Origin of the sequence: Bacillus sp. ChL18 (assembly GCF_026241425.1) — a bacterium.
Taxonomy (GTDB): Bacteria; Bacillota; Bacilli; order Bacillales; family Bacillaceae; genus Bacillus; species Bacillus velezensis.
In genome coordinates this window covers 1-21,979 of sequence record NZ_JAPHWE010000002.1, presented here as the reverse complement: position 1 = coordinate 21,979, position 21,979 = coordinate 1, and the positions used below count along the sequence as shown (strand labels likewise).

20 protein-coding genes and 1 rRNA gene are annotated in these 21,979 nt (G+C 44.4%); 10 read left to right on the top strand and 11 right to left on the bottom strand.

All coding sequences use genetic code 11. The annotated features are described in order from the left end of the window. Positions 1–82: 82 nt before the first annotated feature. Positions 83–1,108 (bottom strand): hypothetical protein, encoded by a 1,026-nt coding sequence (locus OQ477_RS11050; RefSeq protein ID WP_088005468.1) that lies wholly within the window; start codon positions 1,106–1,108, stop codon positions 83–85. A gap of 143 nt (positions 1,109–1,251) precedes the next feature. Between OQ477_RS11050 and OQ477_RS11045 the strand changes: the two genes are divergently transcribed. Together OQ477_RS11045 and yyaC are read left to right on the top strand one after the other, a co-directional pair. After that, positions 1,252–1,755 (top strand): GNAT family N-acetyltransferase, encoded by a 504-nt coding sequence (locus tag OQ477_RS11045; RefSeq protein WP_265972461.1) that lies wholly within the window; start codon positions 1,252–1,254, stop codon positions 1,753–1,755. 174 nt (positions 1,756–1,929) lie between these two features. Beyond that, positions 1,930–2,544 carry a spore protease YyaC gene (gene yyaC, locus OQ477_RS11040; protein WP_004392969.1) on the top strand — a complete coding sequence of 205 codons (615 nt, stop codon included), beginning with the start codon at positions 1,930–1,932 and terminating at the stop codon, positions 2,542–2,544. A 29-nt stretch (positions 2,545–2,573) separates the two neighbouring features. Here yyaC and OQ477_RS11035 read toward each other — a convergent pair whose 3' ends face one another. The 10 genes from OQ477_RS11035 to rpmH form a co-directional block, all read right to left on the bottom strand. Next, complete coding sequence (locus OQ477_RS11035; RefSeq protein WP_265972459.1) at positions 2,574–3,425, bottom strand: ParB/RepB/Spo0J family partition protein; 852 nt, start codon at positions 3,423–3,425, stop codon at positions 2,574–2,576. Next, positions 3,418–4,179 (bottom strand): sporulation initiation inhibitor protein Soj, encoded by a 762-nt coding sequence (gene soj, locus OQ477_RS11030; RefSeq protein ID WP_007409899.1) that lies wholly within the window; start codon positions 4,177–4,179, stop codon positions 3,418–3,420. The genes OQ477_RS11035 and soj overlap by 8 nt, the downstream gene beginning before the upstream one ends. 298 nt (positions 4,180–4,477) lie before the next feature. Then, positions 4,478–5,329, bottom strand: coding sequence for a nucleoid occlusion protein (gene noc / locus OQ477_RS11025; RefSeq protein ID WP_007615083.1), 852 nt, complete (start codon positions 5,327–5,329; stop codon positions 4,478–4,480). Positions 5,330–5,450: 121 nt separating this feature from the next. Beyond that, positions 5,451–6,170, bottom strand: coding sequence for a 16S rRNA (guanine(527)-N(7))-methyltransferase RsmG (rsmG, locus tag OQ477_RS11020; protein ID WP_007409901.1), 720 nt, complete (start codon positions 6,168–6,170; stop codon positions 5,451–5,453). A 13-nt stretch (positions 6,171–6,183) separates the two neighbouring features. Continuing rightward, positions 6,184–8,070, bottom strand: a complete 1,887-nt coding sequence (gene mnmG, locus OQ477_RS11015) for a tRNA uridine-5-carboxymethylaminomethyl(34) synthesis enzyme MnmG (RefSeq protein WP_007615086.1) — start codon at positions 8,068–8,070, stop codon at positions 6,184–6,186. A 16-nt stretch (positions 8,071–8,086) separates the two neighbouring features. Further along, complete coding sequence (mnmE, locus tag OQ477_RS11010; RefSeq protein ID WP_007409903.1) at positions 8,087–9,466, bottom strand: tRNA uridine-5-carboxymethylaminomethyl(34) synthesis GTPase MnmE; 1,380 nt, start codon at positions 9,464–9,466, stop codon at positions 8,087–8,089. Positions 9,467–9,755: 289 nt separating this feature from the next. Continuing rightward, positions 9,756–10,397 (bottom strand): RNA-binding cell elongation regulator Jag/EloR, encoded by a 642-nt coding sequence (jag, locus tag OQ477_RS11005; protein ID WP_017418434.1) that lies wholly within the window; start codon positions 10,395–10,397, stop codon positions 9,756–9,758. Further along, complete coding sequence (spoIIIJ, locus tag OQ477_RS11000; RefSeq protein WP_007409906.1) at positions 10,394–11,143, bottom strand: YidC family membrane integrase SpoIIIJ; 750 nt, start codon at positions 11,141–11,143, stop codon at positions 10,394–10,396. Before spoIIIJ ends, jag begins: the two co-directional genes overlap by 4 nt. 160 nt (positions 11,144–11,303) lie before the next feature. Then, complete coding sequence (gene rnpA, locus OQ477_RS10995) at positions 11,304–11,654, bottom strand: ribonuclease P protein component (protein WP_004392944.1); 351 nt, start codon at positions 11,652–11,654, stop codon at positions 11,304–11,306. 154 nt (positions 11,655–11,808) lie between these two features. Next, positions 11,809–11,943: a 50S ribosomal protein L34 gene (rpmH, locus tag OQ477_RS10990; protein WP_003178075.1), complete on the bottom strand. Its 135-nt coding sequence runs from the start codon at positions 11,941–11,943 to the stop codon at positions 11,809–11,811. A 620-nt stretch (positions 11,944–12,563) separates the two neighbouring features. Here rpmH and dnaA point away from each other — a divergent pair. From dnaA to OQ477_RS10950, 8 genes are all read left to right on the top strand, one after another. Next, positions 12,564–13,904 (top strand): chromosomal replication initiator protein DnaA, encoded by a 1,341-nt coding sequence (dnaA, locus tag OQ477_RS10985; RefSeq protein WP_007409908.1) that lies wholly within the window; start codon positions 12,564–12,566, stop codon positions 13,902–13,904. 184 nt (positions 13,905–14,088) lie between these two features. Next, the gene (gene dnaN / locus OQ477_RS10980) at positions 14,089–15,225 is read left to right on the top strand and encodes a DNA polymerase III subunit beta (protein WP_007409909.1); all 1,137 of its coding nucleotides are present in this window, start codon (positions 14,089–14,091) and stop codon (positions 15,223–15,225) included. A gap of 134 nt (positions 15,226–15,359) precedes the next feature. Further along, the gene (rlbA, locus tag OQ477_RS10975) at positions 15,360–15,575 is read left to right on the top strand and encodes a ribosome maturation protein RlbA (RefSeq protein ID WP_004392910.1); all 216 of its coding nucleotides are present in this window, start codon (positions 15,360–15,362) and stop codon (positions 15,573–15,575) included. Positions 15,576–15,590: 15 nt separating this feature from the next. Continuing rightward, positions 15,591–16,703 carry a DNA replication/repair protein RecF gene (gene recF, locus OQ477_RS10970; RefSeq protein WP_007409910.1) on the top strand — a complete coding sequence of 371 codons (1,113 nt, stop codon included), beginning with the start codon at positions 15,591–15,593 and terminating at the stop codon, positions 16,701–16,703. Between the two features lie 17 nt (positions 16,704–16,720). Next, on the top strand, positions 16,721–16,966 hold the full coding sequence (gene remB / locus OQ477_RS10965) for an extracellular matrix regulator RemB (RefSeq protein WP_004392908.1): 246 nt from the start codon (positions 16,721–16,723) through the stop codon (positions 16,964–16,966). 56 nt (positions 16,967–17,022) lie between these two features. Continuing rightward, positions 17,023–18,939: a DNA topoisomerase (ATP-hydrolyzing) subunit B gene (gene gyrB / locus OQ477_RS10960; RefSeq protein ID WP_007409911.1), complete on the top strand. Its 1,917-nt coding sequence runs from the start codon at positions 17,023–17,025 to the stop codon at positions 18,937–18,939. 215 nt (positions 18,940–19,154) lie between these two features. Beyond that, complete coding sequence (gene gyrA, locus OQ477_RS10955; RefSeq protein ID WP_032875298.1) at positions 19,155–21,614, top strand: DNA gyrase subunit A; 2,460 nt, start codon at positions 19,155–19,157, stop codon at positions 21,612–21,614. 299 nt (positions 21,615–21,913) lie between these two features. After that, positions 21,914–21,979, top strand: a 16S ribosomal RNA gene (locus OQ477_RS10950); the annotation flags it as partial.

Sequence of the window (21,979 nt, the reverse complement as noted above, 5' to 3'; positions counted from 1 at the left end):
CCTTCACCTCTCTCCATAGACTGCTTTATTTATTGTACAAAAAAAGACAGGATAAGAGCAACGGCCGCACTCAAAATGAGCATTATACTTTTTTCCATCTCCCTAAAATAGGGTAAAGAAGAAGACATACCAGCAAATAAAGACTTAAAAGCCCGTAAATGGGATATAAAATGGCGATCAAATCTGAAAAACCGATTGTCGTAAAAGGCACCATCACAGCTAAAAGAAGAGATACGAGCGTCCATCTCGGCAATTTCACAAATGCAAGCATGCGGCTGGACAGCCCGAACAGACCGGTCACGGTTGTCGTATAGATGGCTAAAAAAAGCACGGCGGCCATACAAAGAAATAACGGATAAGGAGCGCCTTCAAGAACGGCGAAAAGAGGAATCTCATATTGTGTAAGACTGCCTGAAAGCTGTACAAGCGTTTCATTGTAAACAAATGAAATCATACCGAAAATCAGTCCGCTTGCAACGCTTGCGATTTTCGCTTCTCCCAGTCCCTTCATATCTTTCCCGATTGAAGAAAGAACAGCGACAACAGAAAGGATGTTTAAGGACGTGAAGGTAATGCTTGCCGGCCAATTATACTGGCGGGTCAAATCTATCGTCCAGGTGTAATGATGGGTTGTCTGAAAAAAGACCAATGCATATAACAGCCCCGCTACAAGAATCGGTATCAAAATACTATTCAGAGATAATATTCCTTTTATATCCCAAAAGAATAAACCGACGGTCACAATGCAAAGAAGAAAAATACCGATCCAAAACGGCAGCTTGTACATTTGCAGCGTCACACCGCCGCCGGCAATCATAACCATCGTCATTGAAAACAAATAAAACATAATAAGCACATCATAGACTTTAGCAAGAGCCGGCCCCATCAGATGCTCAAGCACAGGTAAAAAGTGCGTTGATTGAACCCGATAGCTGATCTTCAACACAATATAAGCCGAAATCGTAAACATGACTGTAAACAATACAATAGCCAGTCCGCTTTCGACACCGAAAAACTGCCATATTTCCTGCCCGCTTGCATATCCAGCCCCAATCTGGCTGCTTAATATGAGCAGCATCCACTTCATCCCGGCTCTCCACACCCTCATCACCTCATAAAATTTCTGATCATCTCCGCATATTGCTACTATATTGAGTGACAGCGGCAAACATTCATACAAATGGGACAAATATGGTATGATAACGACGATTAACTATTCAGAAAATTTTATTTATATAAGGAGCTCAAATCATGTACATCAGGCGTTTAACCGCAAGTGATACCCAGCCTTACTCCGATATCAGGCTCAAAGCTTTAAAAGATCACCCCGACGCATTCGCCGTCAGCTATGAGGAGGAGAAAGAATGGCCGTCCGAAAAATTCAAAGCCAGGCTTGAAGCCGGCAATGCTATCGTGCTTGGCGCCTTTGAACAAGACAGACTGATAGGAATCCTCAAGATCTCCAAGCATCCGCTGTTTAAACTAAGACACATTGCGGTTATCGGTTCTATGTATATTTCCCCCAAACACCGAGGGTCAGGCGCGGGAAAAGCTTTAATGACGGAAGCCATCAACCGGGCAAAAAAGATGAAAGACACAGAACAGCTCCATCTCTCTGTTACTTCAACAAATGAACCCGCAAAAAAACTCTACGCTCAGTTAGGATTTATCCTCTTCTCTACAGAAAAAAGAGCGCTGAAATTGGATCATCAGCAATATGTCGACGTAGATCAAATGGTCTTATTTCTTTCATGAACTTAGAGAATAACTGCTCTGAGTTCTTTTTTCTATCCCGCTCTTTTCAAACAACCGGCATGCTCATCATGACATAAGCATAAAAAAAGGCAGCGCTGGATATACTGTAAACAACCATACAACACCAAAAACAACAATGTATTACTCGTATGACATGACAAGGAAGTGAACCTTATGAATCGAAAAGGCGGGCTTTTTTCTCAAGAACGGGCAAAACAATATGTTTCTCATACGGATTCTTCTGCTGCGAATCAAATACAAGCGATCCTTACTTCATCTTTACGTAAAGCAGCCGGCAGACCGTTAGTCACCGTGTGTATCGGTACAGATCGGTCGACCGGAGATTCATTAGGTCCGCTCGTAGGAACAAAGTTAGAAAAAATGAATTTAGGCAGATTGCACGTTTACGGCACGCTGTCAGATCCTGTTCACGCCGTCAATATGAAAGACAAGCTGAAAGATATTCAACATCTACATAAAAATCCGTTTATTATAGCGGTTGATGCTTGTTTAGGCCGCGTCAAAAGCGTAGGGTCATTTCAAATCGGCGATGGGCCGCTGAAGCCCGGAGCAGGTGTTCAAAAAGACCTTCCTGAAATCGGTGACGTCCATATCAACGGAATCGTCAATGTCAGCGGGTTTATGGAGTATTTTGTCCTGCAGAATACGAGGCTTCATCTTGTTATGAGCATGGCAAATGTTTTAGCAGAGGGGTTACAGCTGACAGATAAATCAGAAGGCCGGCAGGAACGGCTCAGTCCGTTTCATAAGCTGACAAGACGTATATAAAAAACCATCTTTTTATAAAAAGATGGTTTTTACGCTTCTCTTTCAGACAATAGTTCCAGGATACGTTCAAGATCTTCATTGGAGAAAAACTCAATCTCAATCTTCCCTTTTTTCTTTTGTCTCTTAATATTTACTGTTGTTCCGAAGTAATTTTGCAAATACGATTCCCGCTCTTTTAACACAACATCTTGAACAGGTTCTTTTTTCTTTGTTTCACGTGGAACATTGCTGTTTAACTGCTGAATCAGCTGCTCAAGCTGACGGACGTTCAGCTGTTCTTCAACCACTTTCTTCACAAGCGGTTCAAGCTTGTTTTTATTTTTCAAACCAAGCAAGGTTCTGCCGTGTCCCATGGATAACGTACCTTCTGCAATGAGGTTCTGGATGCTTTCCGGCAGCGTCAGCAGTCTTAAATGGTTGGCAATATGAGGCCTGCTTTTCCCGAGCCGTTTAGCGAGCTGTTCCTGGGTTAAATCCAAATGCTTCAGCAGTGAGTCATATGCCAGAGCTTCTTCAAGCGGTGATAAGTCTTCACGCTGAAGGTTTTCCAAAAGAGCGATTTCCCGCATCAGCGATTCAGATAAATCCCGCACGATAGCCGGCACTGTCTCTTTACCGGCAAGTTTTGCGGCGCGGAAACGGCGTTCGCCGGCTACAATATCATAGCCCTTCAATGATTTTCTCACGATAATGGGCTGAAGAATGCCATGCTGAATGATGGATTCCTTCAGTTCAGCTAATGACTCATCATCAAATTGTTTTCTTGGCTGATAAGGATTGGGACGTAAATCACTGATTTTAATCTCTTCCACTGTCTCTTCAGACAAATCAACCTGATTAAACAACGCGTTAATCCCTTTTCCGAGCCCGCCTTTAGCCATTCGCTGCCACTTCCTTTGCTAAATCTAAATATACTTCCGCACCTCTCGAACGCGGATCGTATAATATGATCGGCTTGCCGTGACTCGGCGCCTCACTTAAACGGACATTGCGAGGGATAATGGTTTGATACACTTTATCTCTAAAGTATTTCTTTACCTCTTCTATCACTTGAATGCCGAGATTCGTTCTGGCATCAAGCATCGTCAGAAGCACTCCTTCTATCATTAAGTCGGTATTTAAATGTTTTTGCACAAGCCGAACTGTATTTAATAATTGACTCAATCCTTCAAGAGCGTAGTATTCGCACTGAACCGGGATAACGACTGAATCTGAAGCGGTAAGCGCATTAATCGTTAATAACCCGAGAGACGGAGGACAATCAATAATCATGTAATCGTAATTTTGTTTCACAGATTCTAATGCTCTTTTCAGCCTGACCTCCCGTGAGATCGTCGGAACCAATTCGATTTCCGCTCCCGCAAGCTGGATCGTGGCCGGAATGACATCTAAGTTCTCTACTGAAGTCGGTTTAATAATATCTGTAACATCTGCATCATCTACTAAAATGTCGTACACACAATGATCCACATCGGCTTTTTCAATCCCTAATCCGCTCGTTGCATTGCCCTGCGGATCAATATCAACAAGAAGAACCCTTTTACCTATGTAAGCCAAGCAAGCCCCCAGATTAACAGAAGTCGTTGTCTTCCCGACTCCGCCTTTTTGGTTCGTAATTGCTATGATTTTTCCCACGATGTCACCTACCTTCACATGAACATGTACTGTCTTGTTTCTATCTTATCAAAAAAAGAGTAAAGCGTTTTATTTTTTTCATAATTTGTTTATCAGCAAGTGAAAAAAATGTAAACGAAAAAGACACTTTCTAATATAAGTTCTCCGATAAAGTGACTTTTTTGACTGTGAAAAGACAATTCACGACACAAAAAGATAAAATTTTACATATACAATGTATAGTGCACAATAAATCTATCATTATCTCAAAATAGTTTTTTGATTAAAATAAAAACTCCCCTGCTGATCAGGAGAGTTTTTATTTAGGTATCCGAATGGTAAGCTGGATGTACTCTTCGAATTCTTCTTCTTCAGTATTCAGTCTGACTCCGCTGTCTTCTACCATAGACAGTGACTGACGAATCGTATTCATCGCAATTCTTGTATCCCTGCTGAACGCTTTGCGTCTCGGCTTTGGTTTCTGCTTATTCTGTTCAAGCATTTTCACCACTCTGTCTTCCGTCTGCTTAACGTTTAAGCTTTTCTCAATGATTTCCGCAAGCAATGTGACCTGAAGCTCCGGCTGTTTGAGCGGAATCAGTGCTCTTGCATGACGTTCCGTAATTTTTTTCTCCATAATCGCATCCTGGACGGGTTCCGGGAGCTTTAACAATCGGAGCTTGTTCGCAATCGTTGACTGGCCTTTTCCTAAGCGCTGCGCCAAGGCTTCCTGTGTTAAATCATGAAGTTCTAACAGCCTTGCGTACGCATGAGCTTCCTCAATGGAGGACAATTCTTCCCTTTGCAGGTTTTCAATCAAAGCGACAGATGCTGTTTCCGTATCAGAAAAATCTTTAATAATTGCGGGAATCTTCTCCCATTCAAGCGTCTGTACCGCTCTCCAGCGCCTTTCACCCGCAATGAGCTCATATTGTCCTTCATCTTCTGTATGTCTGACAACAATCGGCTGAATGATGCCGTGTGTATGGATAGTCATTGCTAACTCTTTGATTTTTTCATCTGAGAAAATGGTGCGTGGCTGAAAACGGTTGGGAACGATAGCATGTACCGGTATTTCGAGTATCTCTTCTTTGTTTGTATCATGCTCAGCTATCTCCGGTTCCTCTTCCTTCTCACCAAACCCGAAGAAACGAGAGAATGAATGCTTCATGTACCTACACCACCTTTAAAAACTGCCATTTTTATAATTCTATTTTCTCATGGTTTTTCCTGCTGTATCTTCATCAATTTTGCAGAAAATATGATGGAATTGTCACATCAGGCTGTCTAAATTACCCTTCAATTGGCGATTTATTTGGAGTACCCGGTTTTCTCGGATATTTTTTCGGAGTGCTTTTCGTCTTGCGAATGATCATAATGTTCCGTTCACTTTCTTCAACAGGAAGTGTAAAGGAATGAACTTGTTCAAGCTCTCCTCCCAATACTTTAATCGCCTTTTGCCCCGCTTTCAGCTCTTCATCAGCTGCTGCTGCTTTTAGTGCCGCAAATACGCCGTTTTTCTTGGCCAGCGGCAGACAAAGCTCACTCAGGACCGACAGACGCGCCACCGCACGGGCCGTCACGAGATCGAAGCTTTCCCGGACGTCTTTCCGCTGTCCGAATGTCTCCGCTCTGTCATGGACAAATGTCGTATGCTCTAATTGTAAAGCATCAGAGAGAGTTTCCAAAAACGTAATCCGCTTATTCAGTGAATCGACGATGGTGACATGCAGATGCGGGAAGCAGATTTTGATGGGCAGGCTTGGAAAACCGGCGCCGGCGCCGACATCACAAAGAGTGGTGACCTTTTCAAAATCAATATAAAATGCCGCCGTTATCGAATCATAAAAATGCTTGAGATAAACTTCCTTTTTCTCAGTGATGGATGTCAGATTCATTTTTTCGTTCCATTCCACAAGCATCCGGTAATACAACTCGAATTGCTCCAGCTGGCGGTCAGAAAGGGAAATCCCTTTCTCCGCTAAACTGGATGTAAATTCCTCTATATTCATGCCGTCATCCTTTCTATTCAGCTACCTTGGCAATACGGCCCTGCTCCAGGTATACCAGCAGGATTGAAATGTCTGCCGGATTGACGCCGGAAATACGGGACGCTTGAGCAACTGATAAAGGACGCACTTCTTTCAGCTTTTGACGGGCTTCAGTAGCAATTCCTTTAATGGCGTCATAATCAATCCGATCAGGGATTTTTTTGTTTTCCATTTTCTTCAGCTTTTCCACTTGCTGCAAGGATTTTTCGATATATCCTTCATATTTCACCTGAATTTCCACTTGTTCCGCCACATCTTGCGGAACCGGAGAATCTGCAGGCGCAAGTTTTGTCACTGTTTCGTAATTCATTTCCGGACGTTTCATTAAATCTGTGCCGCGCACTCCGTCTTTCAGCTCGCTTCCGCCGAGTGAACGGATATATTCCTGATTCTCAGGAGACGGCTTGATAATAACAGACCAGAGACGTTTTTTCTCCGCCTCGATCGCCGCTTTTTTCTTCTCAAACGCTTCATAGCGCTCATCAGAAATTAAGCCGATATCGTGGCCGATTTCCGTCAGACGAAGATCCGCGTTGTCGTGACGGAGCAGCAGTCTGTATTCCGCCCGTGAAGTCAGCAGACGGTACGGTTCATTGGTTCCTTTCGTTACCAAATCATCAATCAATACACCGATATAAGCATCGGAACGGCTGAGGATCACTTCTTCTTTTCCAAGCGCTTTGCGGCCTGCGTTGATCCCTGCCATAATTCCTTGCCCGGCCGCTTCCTCATAACCTGATGTACCGTTAATTTGACCGGCTGTGTACAGGTTAGGGATTTTTTTCGTCTCCAGTGTAGGCCAGAGCTGTGTCGGTACAATTGCGTCATACTCAATCGCGTATCCGGCTCTCATCATCTGCACCTTTTCCAGTCCCGGAATGGTCGCCAGCATCCGCTGCTGCACGTCCTCAGGAAGACTCGTGGATAAACCTTGAACGTATACTTCCTGCGTATTTCTGCCTTCCGGCTCAAGGAAAATCTGATGACGCGGTTTATCATTAAACCGAACGACTTTATCTTCAATCGAAGGGCAGTATCTCGGTCCCGTTCCTTTAATCATACCGGAATACATTGGCGAACGATGCAGGTTGCTGTCGATGATCTCATGAGTCTCAGGACTCGTGTAAGTCAGCCAGCAAGGCAGCTGATCGGTAATGTATTCAACCGTTTCATATGAGAAAGCGCGCGGAACCGGGTCCCCCGGCTGGATTTCTGTTTTGCTGTAATCAATGGAATCGCTTGAGACACGAGGAGGCGTGCCCGTTTTAAAACGGACGAGATCAAAACCGAGCTCCTCTAAGTGCTCAGAAAGTTTAATAGACGGCTGCTGGTTATTCGGGCCGCTTGAGTAAGACAGATCACCGAGAATGATCCGCCCTCTTAAATACGTTCCGGTTGTCAGCACGACCGTTTTTGCCTTGTATTCAGCACCGGTTTGCGTAATGACACCGCGGCACTCTCCGTCTTCAATGATTAAACGCTCGGCAATCCCTTGAAGAAGTGTCAAATTCGGTGTTTTTTCCAGCGTATGCTTCATTTCGTGCTGATATTGGAATTTATCCGCCTGCGCACGCAGCGCCCGTACGGCCGGACCTTTTCCTGTATTCAGCATTCTCATTTGAATATGAGTTTTATCTATATTTCTAGCCATTTCTCCGCCGAGCGCGTCAATTTCGCGGACGACAATCCCTTTCGCGGGGCCGCCGACAGACGGATTACATGGCATAAACGCAACCATATCAAGATTAATCGTCAAAACAAGCGTTTTGGCTCCCTGGCGCGCGGATGCGAGGGCAGCCTCAACACCGGCATGCCCGGCGCCGATGACAATCACGTCGTATTGGCCTGCTTCATACCCCATGGTTTTTTCCTCCCTTTTATTTACCTAAACAAAATTGTGAAAAGAGCTGATCAATTAAGCTTTCGTGGACGGCATCACCGATGATTTCGCCCAGCAGTTCCCAGCACCTTGTCAAATCAATTTGGACCATATCAATCGGAACATCCTGTTCAATTCCGTTCAGCGCATCATCAATCGCTTGCTTTGCCTGATGCAGAATCGAGATATGACGGGTGTTGCTGACATAGGTGAGATCTCCGCTTTCGATCGCTCCTGTATAAAATAGCGACTGAATCGCTTCCTCTAAATCTTGAATGCCTTCTTCTTTCAGCAATGAGGTCGTGACGACAGGCCGGCCTTTCGCCAGTTCCTTGACGCGCTCAGCGTCAATCTTAGCCTCAAGGTCCGTCTTATTCATAATCACAATGACGTCCATTCCCTCAACCGCTTCAAACAATTTCACATCTTCTTCAGAAAGCTCTTCGCTGTGGTTAAGCACAAGCAAAATGAGATCCGCTTCCTTCAGAACCTGCCGTGACCGTTCCACACCGATTCTTTCGACGATGTCTTCTGTCTCACGGATTCCCGCGGTATCGACAAGCCGAAGCGGCACGCCTCGCACGTTGACATATTCCTCAATCACATCACGCGTCGTTCCCGGAATATCGGTTACGATCGCCTTCGTTTCATGGACAAGGCTGTTAAGCAGAGAGGATTTTCCGACGTTCGGACGGCCGATGATCACGGTAGACAGTCCCTCACGCAGAATTTTCCCCTGCTCAGACGTACGGAGCAGCGCCTCGATTTCTTTCTTCACGCCGCTTGCCTTCTCCACTAAAAGCTGATGCGTCATTTCTTCGACGTCATCATATTCCGGATAATCTATATTAACCTCAACATGGGCAAGTGTTTCTAACAACTCATCACGCAGACGGCGGACAAGCGCGGAAAGCCGTCCTTCCATCTGGTTCATGGCGACATTCATGGCACGGTCCGTTTTGGCCCTGATCAGATCCATCACCGCTTCCGCCTGTGATAGGTCAATCCGTCCGTTTAAAAATGCGCGCTTCGTAAACTCACCGGGTTCTGCCAGTCTCGCACCTTCTCTTAAAGCAAGCTGGAGCACCTGATTAACCGTCACAATACCTCCGTGACAATTGATTTCAATGACATCTTCCCTTGTGAATGTTCTGGGCGCTCTTAAAACAGACACCATGACTTCCTCAATAATCCGTCCCGTCGTGCTGTCCGCGATATGCCCGTAATGAATGGTATGCGATTCTGCCGAACTGAGCGTTTTGCCTTTCGGACCCTTGTACATTTTGTCGGCGATCTTTACGGCTTCCGGGCCGCTCAGCCGAACGATCGCGATCGCGCCTTCACCCATCGGAGTTGAAATCGCTGCAATTGTATCCATGCTGTTCACCTCTCTTTATCTCTGTTTCCATCTATATAAAAAATTTTATTTACGCCAAAATTAAAAGATAACATAGTTTGGTTTGAAGTGGAAGATACGTTATCCACAAAGGCAGAAATTCATCCCTTATTACTTTAACTTATCCACATGTGAATAACAATTAATTTTATTTCCTAAAACCTTTTTTATCAACAGCATAGACCGAAAAAGAAAAAACTTAAACGCAAAAAATGCGATTCTGCTTAGGAATAGAGCCATTTTTACCAATAAAAAAACCGAAGTTCCGATTTTACCCGGACTTCGGTTTTCTGCTATCTTTATGGGAAATAACGAGATGGCGGTACCGGCCTTCACCGGTAGAAAATGTTTTGATATTTGGATGCTTTGACAGCGCGTCATGGATGATTTTTCTTTCACCTGACGGCATCGGTTCTAAATGCACATCTTTTTTCGTTTTCGACACTTGCTTGGCCAGCCTGTTTGCCAGCTGATCCAGAATTTCTCTTCTTTTCCGCCGATAATTCTCAGCGTCGACAACAGCTTGGCGATACTGGCCGGAGCCGCGGTTCAAAACAAGCTGCGTCAATGTTTCCAGGGCATTGAGTGTTTGTCCTCTTTTGCCAATAAGCAGCGCCGCTTTTTCACCTTTAATGTGAAAACAGACTGTTTTCTTGTTTTCTTCCGTAACAATCTCAGAAGGCCCGGCAATGGAATGGATGATTTCTTCCAAATACGCTTTCGCTTCCTGAACAGGATTTCTTTTCTCTTCCAGTTCTACGATCGCATTCTTTTTCCCGAAAATACCCAAAAACCCTTTATATTCTTCTTGCACCACCGTTATTTCTACTTGATCTTTCGTCAGTTGAAGTTCCTGAAGGCCTGATTGAACTGCTTCTTCGACATTCCGTCCCGCAGCAGTCACCTTCTTCACTTTTTCTTTCCTCCCGCTTTCTGCGTTTCCGGATCGTGTTTAATGTCAGGTCCTTTAATAAGGAATGTCTGAGCAATCATAAACAGGTTTCCGACTACCCAATACAGAGAAAGCGCGCTCGGGAAGTTGATCGCAAATACGATAATCATGATCGGCATAATCCATACCATCATTGCCATTTGAGGATTCTGAGTCGGATTTCCGGCCATCATCAGCTTCTGCTGGACAAAAGTGGCCACACCCGCAACGATAGGAAGAATATAGTAAGGATCCTTCTCTCCTAGGTCAAACCATAAAAAGCTGTGCTGTGAAATGGCTTGCGTACGCATAATGGCGTGGTAGAATCCGATCAAAATCGGCATTTGAATCAGGATCGGGAAACATCCCGCCAGCGGGTTTACCCCGTGCTTTGAAAACAGGGCCATCGTTTCCTGCTGAAGCTTCTGCTGCGTTTTTTGATCTTTAGAGCTGTATTTTTCTCTGAGCTTCTGCATTTCAGGCTGCAGCGCCTGCATTGCTTTTGAGCTTCGAAGCTGCTTGATCATCAGCGGCAGAATCAGCAGACGAATTAAAATCGTAACGATGATGATCGATAAACCATAGTTATCGCCCGTCAGTTTCGCTACGTACGTAATGACTTCTGACAATGGATACACAACATATTTGTCCCAGAAATGCGGACTATTCGCCGTAATCGGCTCTTTCACACTCGAGCACCCGGCCAGCAGCACGAGCATACCGACCATACTCAGTAGTAACCATATTCTCCTTTTCAAGAACGTTTCCTCCTATACCAATCTTTATGAACCTTGTATGTATTTTAGCATCTTTCAGTTTCAAATGGCGTTCATTTTTCGCCAAATAAAAGGAAGCGCTTTTAAAAACGTGAAGAAAACAAAATATGAGCTATTTTGACGAAGATTTCTTATATAATGAGGTTTTTCTGAATAAGTGCTGCAGACTCTTTTTCGTTTCTTCAAAACTGAGATCGCCGGCGGGTTTTCTTGCGATAATAATAAAATCTTTCGGCTTGAGCAGCTCTTTTTCCTCCTGAACAGCCTGTCTGATTAACCGCTTCACCCGATTGCGCACGACGGCATTGCCGATTTTTTTACTGACAGAAAGCCCTACCCGGAGCTCTTCCTGTTTCGGCTGATCAAGCGTATACAGCACGAACTGGCGGTTTGCCATAGACGTTCCGCGTTTAAACACTTTTTGAAAATCTTCATTTTTCTTTAACCGATTTCGCTTCTTCACTTTAATTCACTCCGATATTCACTCGCAGAAACTTTTATTTCTATCTAAAAAAAACGGGCCGCCGGAATACTGAAGAAATTTCTCCAGTACCGGGCGACGCATGACATCACTTTTCTCTTAATGTGAAAAAAGACCACTGACATTATTCAGTGGCCTAAGCTGATAATACTTTTCTGCCTTTGCGGCGACGGCGTGCTAATACTAGACGACCGTTTTTTGAACTCATACGGCTTCTGAAGCCATGAACTTTACTGCGTTTACGGTTATTCGGTTGGAATGTTCTTTTCATTTATGACACCTCCCTCGAGGAATAGCTGTTAAAGACAGTCTTACTTATTATATTTGTGCTGCCTATTCATTGTCAACTTTAGCAGTGCTTTTATTTCTTACAACCATAATAGGATAACATACCTTAACCAGTTTAGAAACCTTATTTTTCATATTCCTTTTTTTAACGCAAAAAAAAGCCGCGCTCCCCCGAAAAAACGACATGTGGATAATTTTTTTGCCTTTTTTTAATATCCACAGTCGTTATCGACAACATTTTCACATTGCTAACCCCTGTGGACAAAGATTTTTCAACAAGTTGTCAGGTTTGTGGATAAGATTACGAGAACCATTGCAAGTCCTCGCTTAATTTGATATTATATTTGTGTTTTAACTCTTAATTACTTATCCAGCCCATTCTCTTTATCCACAAACTGTGGATAAGTTGTGGATTGTTTTTACACAGCTTGTGTAGATTGTTGTCCACAACTTGTGGAATTTGTCGAAAAGCTGTTTTTCTACTATACTATATGTTTTCAACATTTCGTGTGTACGAATGGTCAGAGCCATATGCTCTTTTTTTGTGTTCTATAACAGGGAAAGGGCGCTGATTTTTAAAGAAAAGGAGGGCTGTGCCGGATAATGGAGAATATATTAGATCTTTGGAATCAAGCTCTAGCTCAAATTGAGAAAAAGCTAAGCAAACCGAGTTTCGAAACTTGGATGAAGTCGACGAAAGCCCATTCGCTGCAAGGGGATACCTTAACCATCACCGCTCCCAATGAATTTGCCAGAGACTGGCTGGAGTCCAGGTACTTACATCTCATTGCAGATACCATATACGAATTAACCGGGGAAGAATTGAGCGTCAAATTTGTCATTCCTCAAAATCAGGACGAAGAAAACTTTTTACCGAAACCGCAAGTGAAAAAAGCGGCAAAAGAGGAACCGTCTGATTTTCCCCAAAGCATGCTCAACCCGAAATATACATTCGACACATTCGTCATCGGATCGGGAAACCGATTCGCCCATGCAGCATCACTGGCTGTGGCGGAAGCACCCGCTAAAGCGTACAACCCTTTATTTATATACGGGGGAGTCGGCTTAGGAAAAACCCACTTAATGCACGCGATCGGCCATTATGTCATTGATCATAATCCTTCAGCCAAAGTGGTGTACCTATCTTCTGAAAAATTCACAAATGAATTCATCAACTCAATCCGCGATAATAAAGCCGTTGATTTCCGCAACCGCTACCGGAACGTTGATGTACTTTTGATAGATGATATTCAATTTTTAGCCGGAAAAGAACAAACACAGGAAGAGTTTTTCCATACATTCAACACGCTTCATGAAGAAAGCAAACAAATCGTGATTTCCAGCGACAGACCGCCGAAAGAGATCCCGACCCTTGAAGACCGCCTGCGTTCGCGGTTCGAATGGGGATTGATTACGGATATCACACCGCCGGATCTGGAAACGCGGATTGCCATCCTGAGAAAGAAAGCGAAGGCGGAAGGCCTTGATATTCCGAACGAGGTCATGCTTTACATCGCGAATCAGATTGACAGTAACATCCGCGAACTGGAAGGGGCATTAATCCGGGTTGTCGCCTATTCATCCTTAATCAATAAAGACATTAACGCAGACCTGGCTGCAGAAGCATTGAAAGATATTATTCCGTCTTCTAAGCCGAAGGTCATTACGATAAAAGAGATTCAGCGGATTGTCGGACAGCAGTTCAACATTAAGCTTGAAGATTTCAAAGCGAAAAAGCGTACGAAATCCGTGGCGTTCCCAAGACAAATCGCGATGTATCTTTCAAGAGAAATGACAGATTCTTCTTTGCCTAAAATCGGGGAAGAATTTGGCGGCAGAGACCATACAACCGTCATTCACGCCCATGAAAAGATTTCAAAACTGCTGATTGATGACGAGCAGCTTCAGCAGCAGGTGAAAGAAATAAAAGAACTTCTTAAATAATAGTGTCCTCGGATGAATCGGGGAAAGTGTGAATAACTTTTTCATAGCCATACACAGTCTGTCCACATGTGGATAGGCTGTGTTTCCTGTCTTTTTCACAACTTATCCACAAATCCACAGGCCCTACTATTACTACTGCTATTTTTAAAATATATTAATTATATTATCCGTTAGGAGGATAAACATGAAATTTACGATTCAAAAAGATCGTTTAGTCGAAAGTGTACAAGACGTTCTAAAAGCCGTTTCATCCAGAACCACAATTCCCATTCTCACTGGTATTAAGATCGTCGCCTCAGATGAAGGTGTATCTTTCACAGGAAGTGACTCTGATATTTCAATCGAGTCATTCATTCCGAAAGAAGATGATGATAAAGAAATCGTGACGATCGATCAGCCGGGAAGTATCGTACTGCAAGCGCGTTTCTTCAGTGAAATCGTTAAAAAACTGCCGATGGCGACTGTTGAAATCGAAGTTCAAAATCAATATTTAACGATTATCCGTTCCGGAAAAGCCGAATTTAATTTAAACGGCCTTGATGCAGATGAATATCCGCATCTACCGCAAATCGAAGAGCATCATGCCATTCAGATTCCGACGGATCTTTTAAAAAACCTGATCCGCCAAACCGTGTTCGCTGTGTCCGCCTCAGAAACACGCCCTATCTTGACAGGTGTAAACTGGAAAGTCGAAAACGGTGAATTATTATGCACTGCCACGGATAGCCACCGACTCGCTTTAAGAAAGGCGAAGCTTGATATTCCGGAAGACAGCTCTTATAACGTGGTCATTCCCGGGAAAAGCTTAACCGAGCTGAGCAAAATTCTTGATGACAACCAAGAACTGGTTGATATCGTCATTACAGAAACTCAAGTTCTGTTCAAAGCGAAAAACGTATTGTTCTTCTCAAGATTGCTTGACGGAAACTATCCGGACACGACCAGCTTAATTCCGCAGGAAAGCAAAACGGAAATCGTCGTGAACACGAAGGAATTTTTACAGGCGATAGACCGTGCTTCTTTATTGGCGAGAGAAGGCCGAAACAACGTTGTAAAGCTTTCTGCCAAACCGGCGGATTCGCTGGAGATTTCATCAAATTCTCCGGAAATCGGGAAAGTGGTCGAAGCTGTGCTGGCTGACCAGATTGACGGCGAGGAATTAAATATTTCATTCAGTCCAAAATATATGATGGACGCACTGAAAGTACTTGAAGGAGCGGACATCCGTATCAGCTTTACGGGAGCGATGAGACCGTTTCTTATCCGTACGCCGAATGATGAAACCATCGTTCAGCTCATCCTTCCGGTCAGAACGTATTAATCAAACAGAATGTGCTGCCGGCTTAGTTCGGCAGCTTTTCTATTCATCAGCCGCTCCCTCAAGTTTTCCCTTTCCTTATTTCAGGATTTTTTAGTACAATTAGATATTAGTGATATTTGAAAGAGGTCGATAATATGGCAAATCCGATTTCGATTGATACAGAAATGATTACGCTTGGCCAGTTTTTAAAATTAGCCGATGTGATTCAGTCCGGCGGCATGGCGAAGTGGTTTCTGAGCGAGCATGAGGTGACTGTCAACAATGAACCTGACAATCGCCGCGGCAGAAAGCTTTACGTTGGAGACGTGGTCGCGATTGAAGGATTTGGTTCATTTCAAGTCGTCAATTAAAGCGGGTGACAGCGGTTGTATATCCAAAATTTAGAATTAACATCCTACCGTAATTATGAGCGCGCTGAGCTTCAATTCGAAAACAAGGTGAATGTGATCATCGGGGAAAATGCCCAAGGCAAAACCAATCTGATGGAAGCCATCTATGTCCTTTCGATGGCAAAATCACACCGCACCTCAAATGACAAAGAACTTATACGGTGGGACGAAGACTATGCTAAAATAGAAGGAAGAGTGATGAAGCGTAACGGGGACATCCCGATGCAGCTTGTCATCTCCAAAAAAGGTAAAAAGGGCAAGGTCAATCATATAGAGCAGCAAAAACTCAGTCAGTATGTCGGAGCGCTGAACACCATTATGTTTGCCCCTGAGGATTTAAATCTCGTCAAAGGAAGCCCTCAGGTGAGGAGGAGATTTCTCGATATGGAGATCGGGCAGGTTTCTGCCGTTTATCTGTATGATTTATCTCTTTATCAAAAAATCCTTTCACAGCGGAATCATTTTCTGAAACAGCTGCAAAGCCGGAAACAGACTGACCGGACTATGCTTGACGTTCTCACTGATCAGCTGATTGAAGCAGCCGCAAAAGTTGTCGCCAAACGTCTGCAGTTTACGGCGCAGCTTGAAAAATGGGCGCAGCCGATCCATTCCGGCATTTCCCGGGGACTTGAAGAACTGACGCTTAAGTATCACACGGCGCTTGATGTATCAGATCCCAAAGATTTGTCGAAAATAGGTAACAGCTACCAGGAGTCTTTTTCGAAATTAAAAGAAAAAGAAATAGAACGAGGCGTCACATTATTCGGACCGCATCGGGATGATGTCCTTTTTTATGTGAACGGACGCGATGTGCAGACGTACGGTTCACAGGGACAGCAGCGTACGACGGCTTTGTCTTTGAAGCTGGCCGAAATAGATTTGATTCATGAAGAAATCGGAGAATACCCCATTTTACTTTTGGATGATGTACTAAGCGAGCTGGATGATTACCGACAGTCCCATTTGCTTCATACGATCCAAGGCCGTGTGCAGACATTTGTCACCACGACAAGCGTGGATGGCATTGACCACGATACCTTACATCAAGCAGGAATGTTCCGTGTGGAAAACGGTACGTTAGTGAAGTGAAGAAATGAGGTGAGCGATTGTATATTCATTTAGGTGACGACTTTGTCGTTTCAACACGCGATATCGTCGGCATTTTTGACTGCAAGGTCAATGTATCGCCGATCGTTGAAGAATTTCTGGACAGACAGAAAGAAAAAGTAGTGCCGTCCGTAAACGGCACGCCAAAGTCTATCGTAGTCACGACTGAGAATATATATTACTCTCCCTTATCTTCCGGCACACTGAAGAAACGTGCGCAATTTATGTTAGAAATAGATTCTTAGCGGATCTTTACAATGAATATATCGTTTAAGAAAAGTGTAGGTGAATGTGCATGGCTATGGAACAGCAGCAAAATAGTTATGATGAGAATCAGATACAGGTATTAGAAGGTTTGGAAGCTGTTCGAAAGAGACCGGGGATGTACATCGGATCAACTAACAGCAAAGGCCTTCACCACTTGGTGTGGGAAATCGTCGACAACAGTATTGACGAAGCCCTGGCCGGTTATTGTACAGATATTAACATCGAGATTGAAAAAGATAACAGCATTACCGTTAAGGACAACGGGCGCGGAATTCCGGTCGGTATCCAGGAGAAGATGGGCCGCCCTGCGGTTGAAGTCATCATGACCGTTCTCCACGCCGGCGGTAAATTTGACGGAAGCGGATATAAAGTATCCGGCGGTCTTCACGGTGTAGGGGCGTCTGTCGTAAACGCCTTGTCGACTACTCTTGATGTTACGGTTCATCGTGATGGAAAAATCCACTATCAGGCGTACGAGCGCGGTGTACCTGTGGCCGATCTTGAAGTAATCGGTGATACTGATAAGACCGGAACGATTACGCACTTCGTTCCGGATCCGGAAATTTTCAAAGAAACAACCGAATACGACTATGACCTGCTTTCAAACCGTGTCCGGGAATTGGCCTTCCTGACAAAAGGCGTAAACATCACGATTGAAGACAAACGTGAAGGACAAGAACGGAAAAACGAGTACCACTACGAAGGCGGAATCAAAAGCTATGTTGAGTACTTAAACCGTTCCAAAGAAGTCGTTCATGAAGAGCCGATTTATATCGAAGGCGAGAAAGACGGCATAACGGTTGAAGTTGCATTGCAATACAACGACAGCTATACAAGCAATATTTATTCTTTCACAAATAATATCAACACATACGAAGGCGGCACGCACGAAGCCGGATTTAAAACCGGTCTGACCCGTGTCATAAACGACTATGCAAGAAGAAAAGGGATTTTCAAAGAAAATGATCCGAATTTAAGCGGGGATGATGTGAGAGAAGGGCTGACTGCCATTATTTCAATTAAGCACCCTGATCCGCAATTCGAAGGGCAGACGAAAACGAAGCTCGGCAACTCCGAAGCGAGAACGATCACTGATACGCTGTTTTCTTCTGCGCTGGAAACATTCCTTCTTGAAAATCCGGACTCAGCCCGCAAAATCGTTGAAAAAGGTTTAATGGCCGCAAGAGCGCGGATGGCAGCGAAAAAAGCGCGGGAATTGACCCGGCGCAAAAGTGCGCTTGAGATTTCCAATCTGCCGGGCAAACTGGCGGACTGTTCTTCTAAAGATCCGAGCATTTCCGAGCTGTATATCGTAGAGGGTGACTCTGCGGGCGGATCAGCGAAACAGGGACGGGACCGTCATTTCCAAGCCATTCTGCCGCTGCGCGGTAAGATTCTGAACGTTGAGAAAGCCAGACTTGATAAGATTCTCTCAAACAATGAGGTCAGATCAATGATCACGGCCCTCGGAACAGGAATCGGAGAAGATTTTAATCTTGAAAAAGCGCGTTATCATAAAGTGGTCATCATGACGGATGCCGATGTTGACGGCGCCCACATCAGAACGCTTTTATTAACGTTCTTCTACAGATACATGCGGGAAATCATCGAAAACGGCTATGTCTACATTGCCCAGCCGCCGCTTTATAAAGTGCAGCAGGGAAAACGGGTGGAATACGCTTATAACGATAAGCAGCTTGATGAGCTGTTAAAAGAACTTCCGCAATCACCTAAGCCCGGCCTCCAGCGTTATAAAGGTCTTGGAGAAATGAACGCGACTCAGCTTTGGGAAACGACAATGGACCCTGCGACCAGAACGCTTCTGCAAGTTAATCTTGAAGATGCAATGGACGCTGACGAGACTTTTGAAATGCTGATGGGTGACAAAGTAGAACCGCGGAGAAACTTCATAGAAGCAAACGCCAGATACGTGAAAAATCTTGATATTTAACCAAGAAAGCCTTATTTTCGTTAAGAAATAAGGCTTTTTTCTCAAAGCGGCTTCTAAAGCCTCTGAAAACCCGCAAAACCCGTATATTCTACTAAATTAATGTGTATAAACACAAGTTTATTGATATAATGGAGAATAGTGAAATCGTATTGAAGATCATAATGGACAATCTACTCCCACATTATTTCATGTGATACTTCAGGGAGGTTTTTTTAATGAGTGAACAAAACACACCACAAGTACGTGAAGTCAATATCAGTCAGGAAATGCGGACATCCTTCCTGGACTATGCAATGAGCGTTATCGTATCCCGGGCGCTTCCGGATGTGCGTGACGGTCTGAAGCCGGTTCACAGACGGATTTTGTACGCAATGAATGATTTAGGCATGACCAGTGACAAACCATATAAAAAATCTGCCCGTATCGTCGGTGAAGTTATCGGTAAGTACCACCCGCACGGTGACTCAGCGGTTTACGAATCAATGGTCAGAATGGCGCAGGATTTTAACTACCGCTACATGCTTGTTGACGGACACGGCAACTTCGGTTCGGTTGACGGCGACTCAGCGGCCGCGATGCGTTACACAGAAGCGAGAATGTCAAAAATCGCAATGGAAATCCTCCGGGACATTACGAAAGATACGATTGATTATCAAGATAACTATGACGGCGCAGAAAGAGAACCTGTCGTCATGCCTTCGAGATTTCCGAATCTGCTCGTAAACGGAGCTGCCGGTATTGCGGTCGGAATGGCGACAAATATTCCTCCGCATCAGCTTGGGGAAGTCATTGAAGGCGTGCTTGCCGTAAGTGAGAATCCTGAGATTACAAACCAGGAGCTGATGGAATACATCCCGGGCCCGGATTTTCCGACTGCAGGTCAGATTTTGGGCCGGAGCGGCATCCGCAAGGCATATGAATCCGGACGGGGATCCATCACAATCCGGGCTAAGGCTGAAATCGAAGAGACATCATCGGGAAAAGAAAGAATTATTGTCACAGAACTTCCTTATCAGGTGAACAAAGCGAGATTAATTGAAAAAATCGCAGATCTTGTCCGGGACAAAAAAATCGAAGGAATTACCGATCTGCGTGACGAATCCGACCGTAACGGAATGAGAATCGTCATTGAGATCCGCCGTGACGCCAATGCTCACGTCATTTTGAATAACCTGTACAAACAAACGGCCCTGCAGACGTCTTTCGGAATCAACCTGCTGGCGCTCGTTGACGGACAGCCGAAGGTACTAAGCCTGAAACAATGTCTGGAGCATTATCTTGATCACCAAAAGATTGTGATCCGGCGCAGAACGGCTTACGAACTTCGCAAAGCGGAAGCGAGAGCTCACATTCTGGAAGGTTTAAGAATCGCTCTCGATCATTTAGATGCTGTTATTTCTCTTATCCGCAGTTCCCAGACGGCTGAAATTGCGAGAACAGGTTTGATCGAACAATTCTCACTGACTGAAAAACAAGCGCAAGCCATTCTGGATATGCGCCTTCAGCGATTAACCGGTCTGGAGCGCGAAAAGATTGAAGAGGAATATCAATCACTTGTTGCGCTTATCGCCGAGCTGAAAGATATTTTAGCCAATGAAGAAAGAGTTCTTGAGATCATCCGTGAAGAGCTCAATGAAATCAAAGAGCGTTTCAATGATGAGAGACGCACTGAAATCGTGACGTCCGGTCTTGAAACAATTGAAGATGAAGATCTTATCGAGAGAGAAAATATCGTCATCACACTGACCCATAACGGCTATGTTAAACGTCTCCCGGCGTCCACATACCGCAGCCAAAAACGGGGCGGAAAAGGCGTACAGGGAATGGGAACGAATGAAGATGACTTTGTGGAACACTTAATTTCCACATCAACGCACGATACGATCCTGTTCTTCTCTAATAAAGGGAAGGTATACCGTTCTAAAGGATATGAAATCCCTGAATACGGCCGTACGGCAAAAGGCATTCCGATTATTAACCTTCTGGAAGTTGAAAAAGGCGAATGGATTAATGCCATTATTCCGGTCAGCACGTTTGATGAGGAGCAATACCTCTTCTTTACGACCAAACAAGGGGTGTCGAAACGTACGGCACTGTCCCAGTTTGCGAATATACGGAATAACGGGCTGATTGCCCTAGGTCTCCGGGAAGACGATGAACTGATGGCCGTCCGCCTGACTGACGGCAAGAAACAAATCATCATCGGAACGAAGAACGGTTTGCTGATCCGTTTCCCTGAAGAAGATGTAAGACAAATGGGACGCACAGCTGCGGGTGTTAAAGGCATCACGCTGACAGACGATGATGTCGTTGTAGGCATGGAGATTCTTGAAGAAGACTCCCACGTCCTCATAGTGACAGAAAACGGCTACGGCAAACGCACACCTGCTTCAGAATACAGAGTTCAAAGCCGGGGCGGAAAAGGCCTTAAAACATGTAAAATCACTGACAGCAACGGTCCGTTAGTAACCGTGAAAGCAACAAAAGGCGAAGAGGACTTAATGATTATTACGGCAAGCGGCGTGTTAATCAGAATGGATATTAATGATATTTCCACTACGGGACGCGTAACACAAGGCGTCCGTCTGATCCGCATGTCTGATCAAGAGCATGTAGCCACTGTGGCGCTTGTGGAAAAGAATGAAGAAGAGCCGGAAGAAACGGAAGAAGTATAAACGTAAAAGCGCAGCCTGTTACAGCTGCGCTTTTACTATATAAAGAAATGAAAAAAAGCTTTGACACATAGTGATGATGCTGATATAATCATTTTTGTTGTCTTTTTAATAGAAAGGCAAGCCTAGCGAAAATATTTTTTAAAAAAGTATTGACCTAGCAAACTAAAAATGTTATGATTAAGAGGTCGCTTCGAGAGAAGTGAAAAAAGTTCTTTGAAAACTAAACAAGACAAAACGCACCTGTTAATTCAAAGTTTTAAATAAATCGCACAGCGATGTGCGTAGTCAGTCAAACTACTTTATCGGAGAGTTTGATCCTGGCTCAGGACGAACGCTGGCGGCGTGCCTAATACATGCAAGTCGAG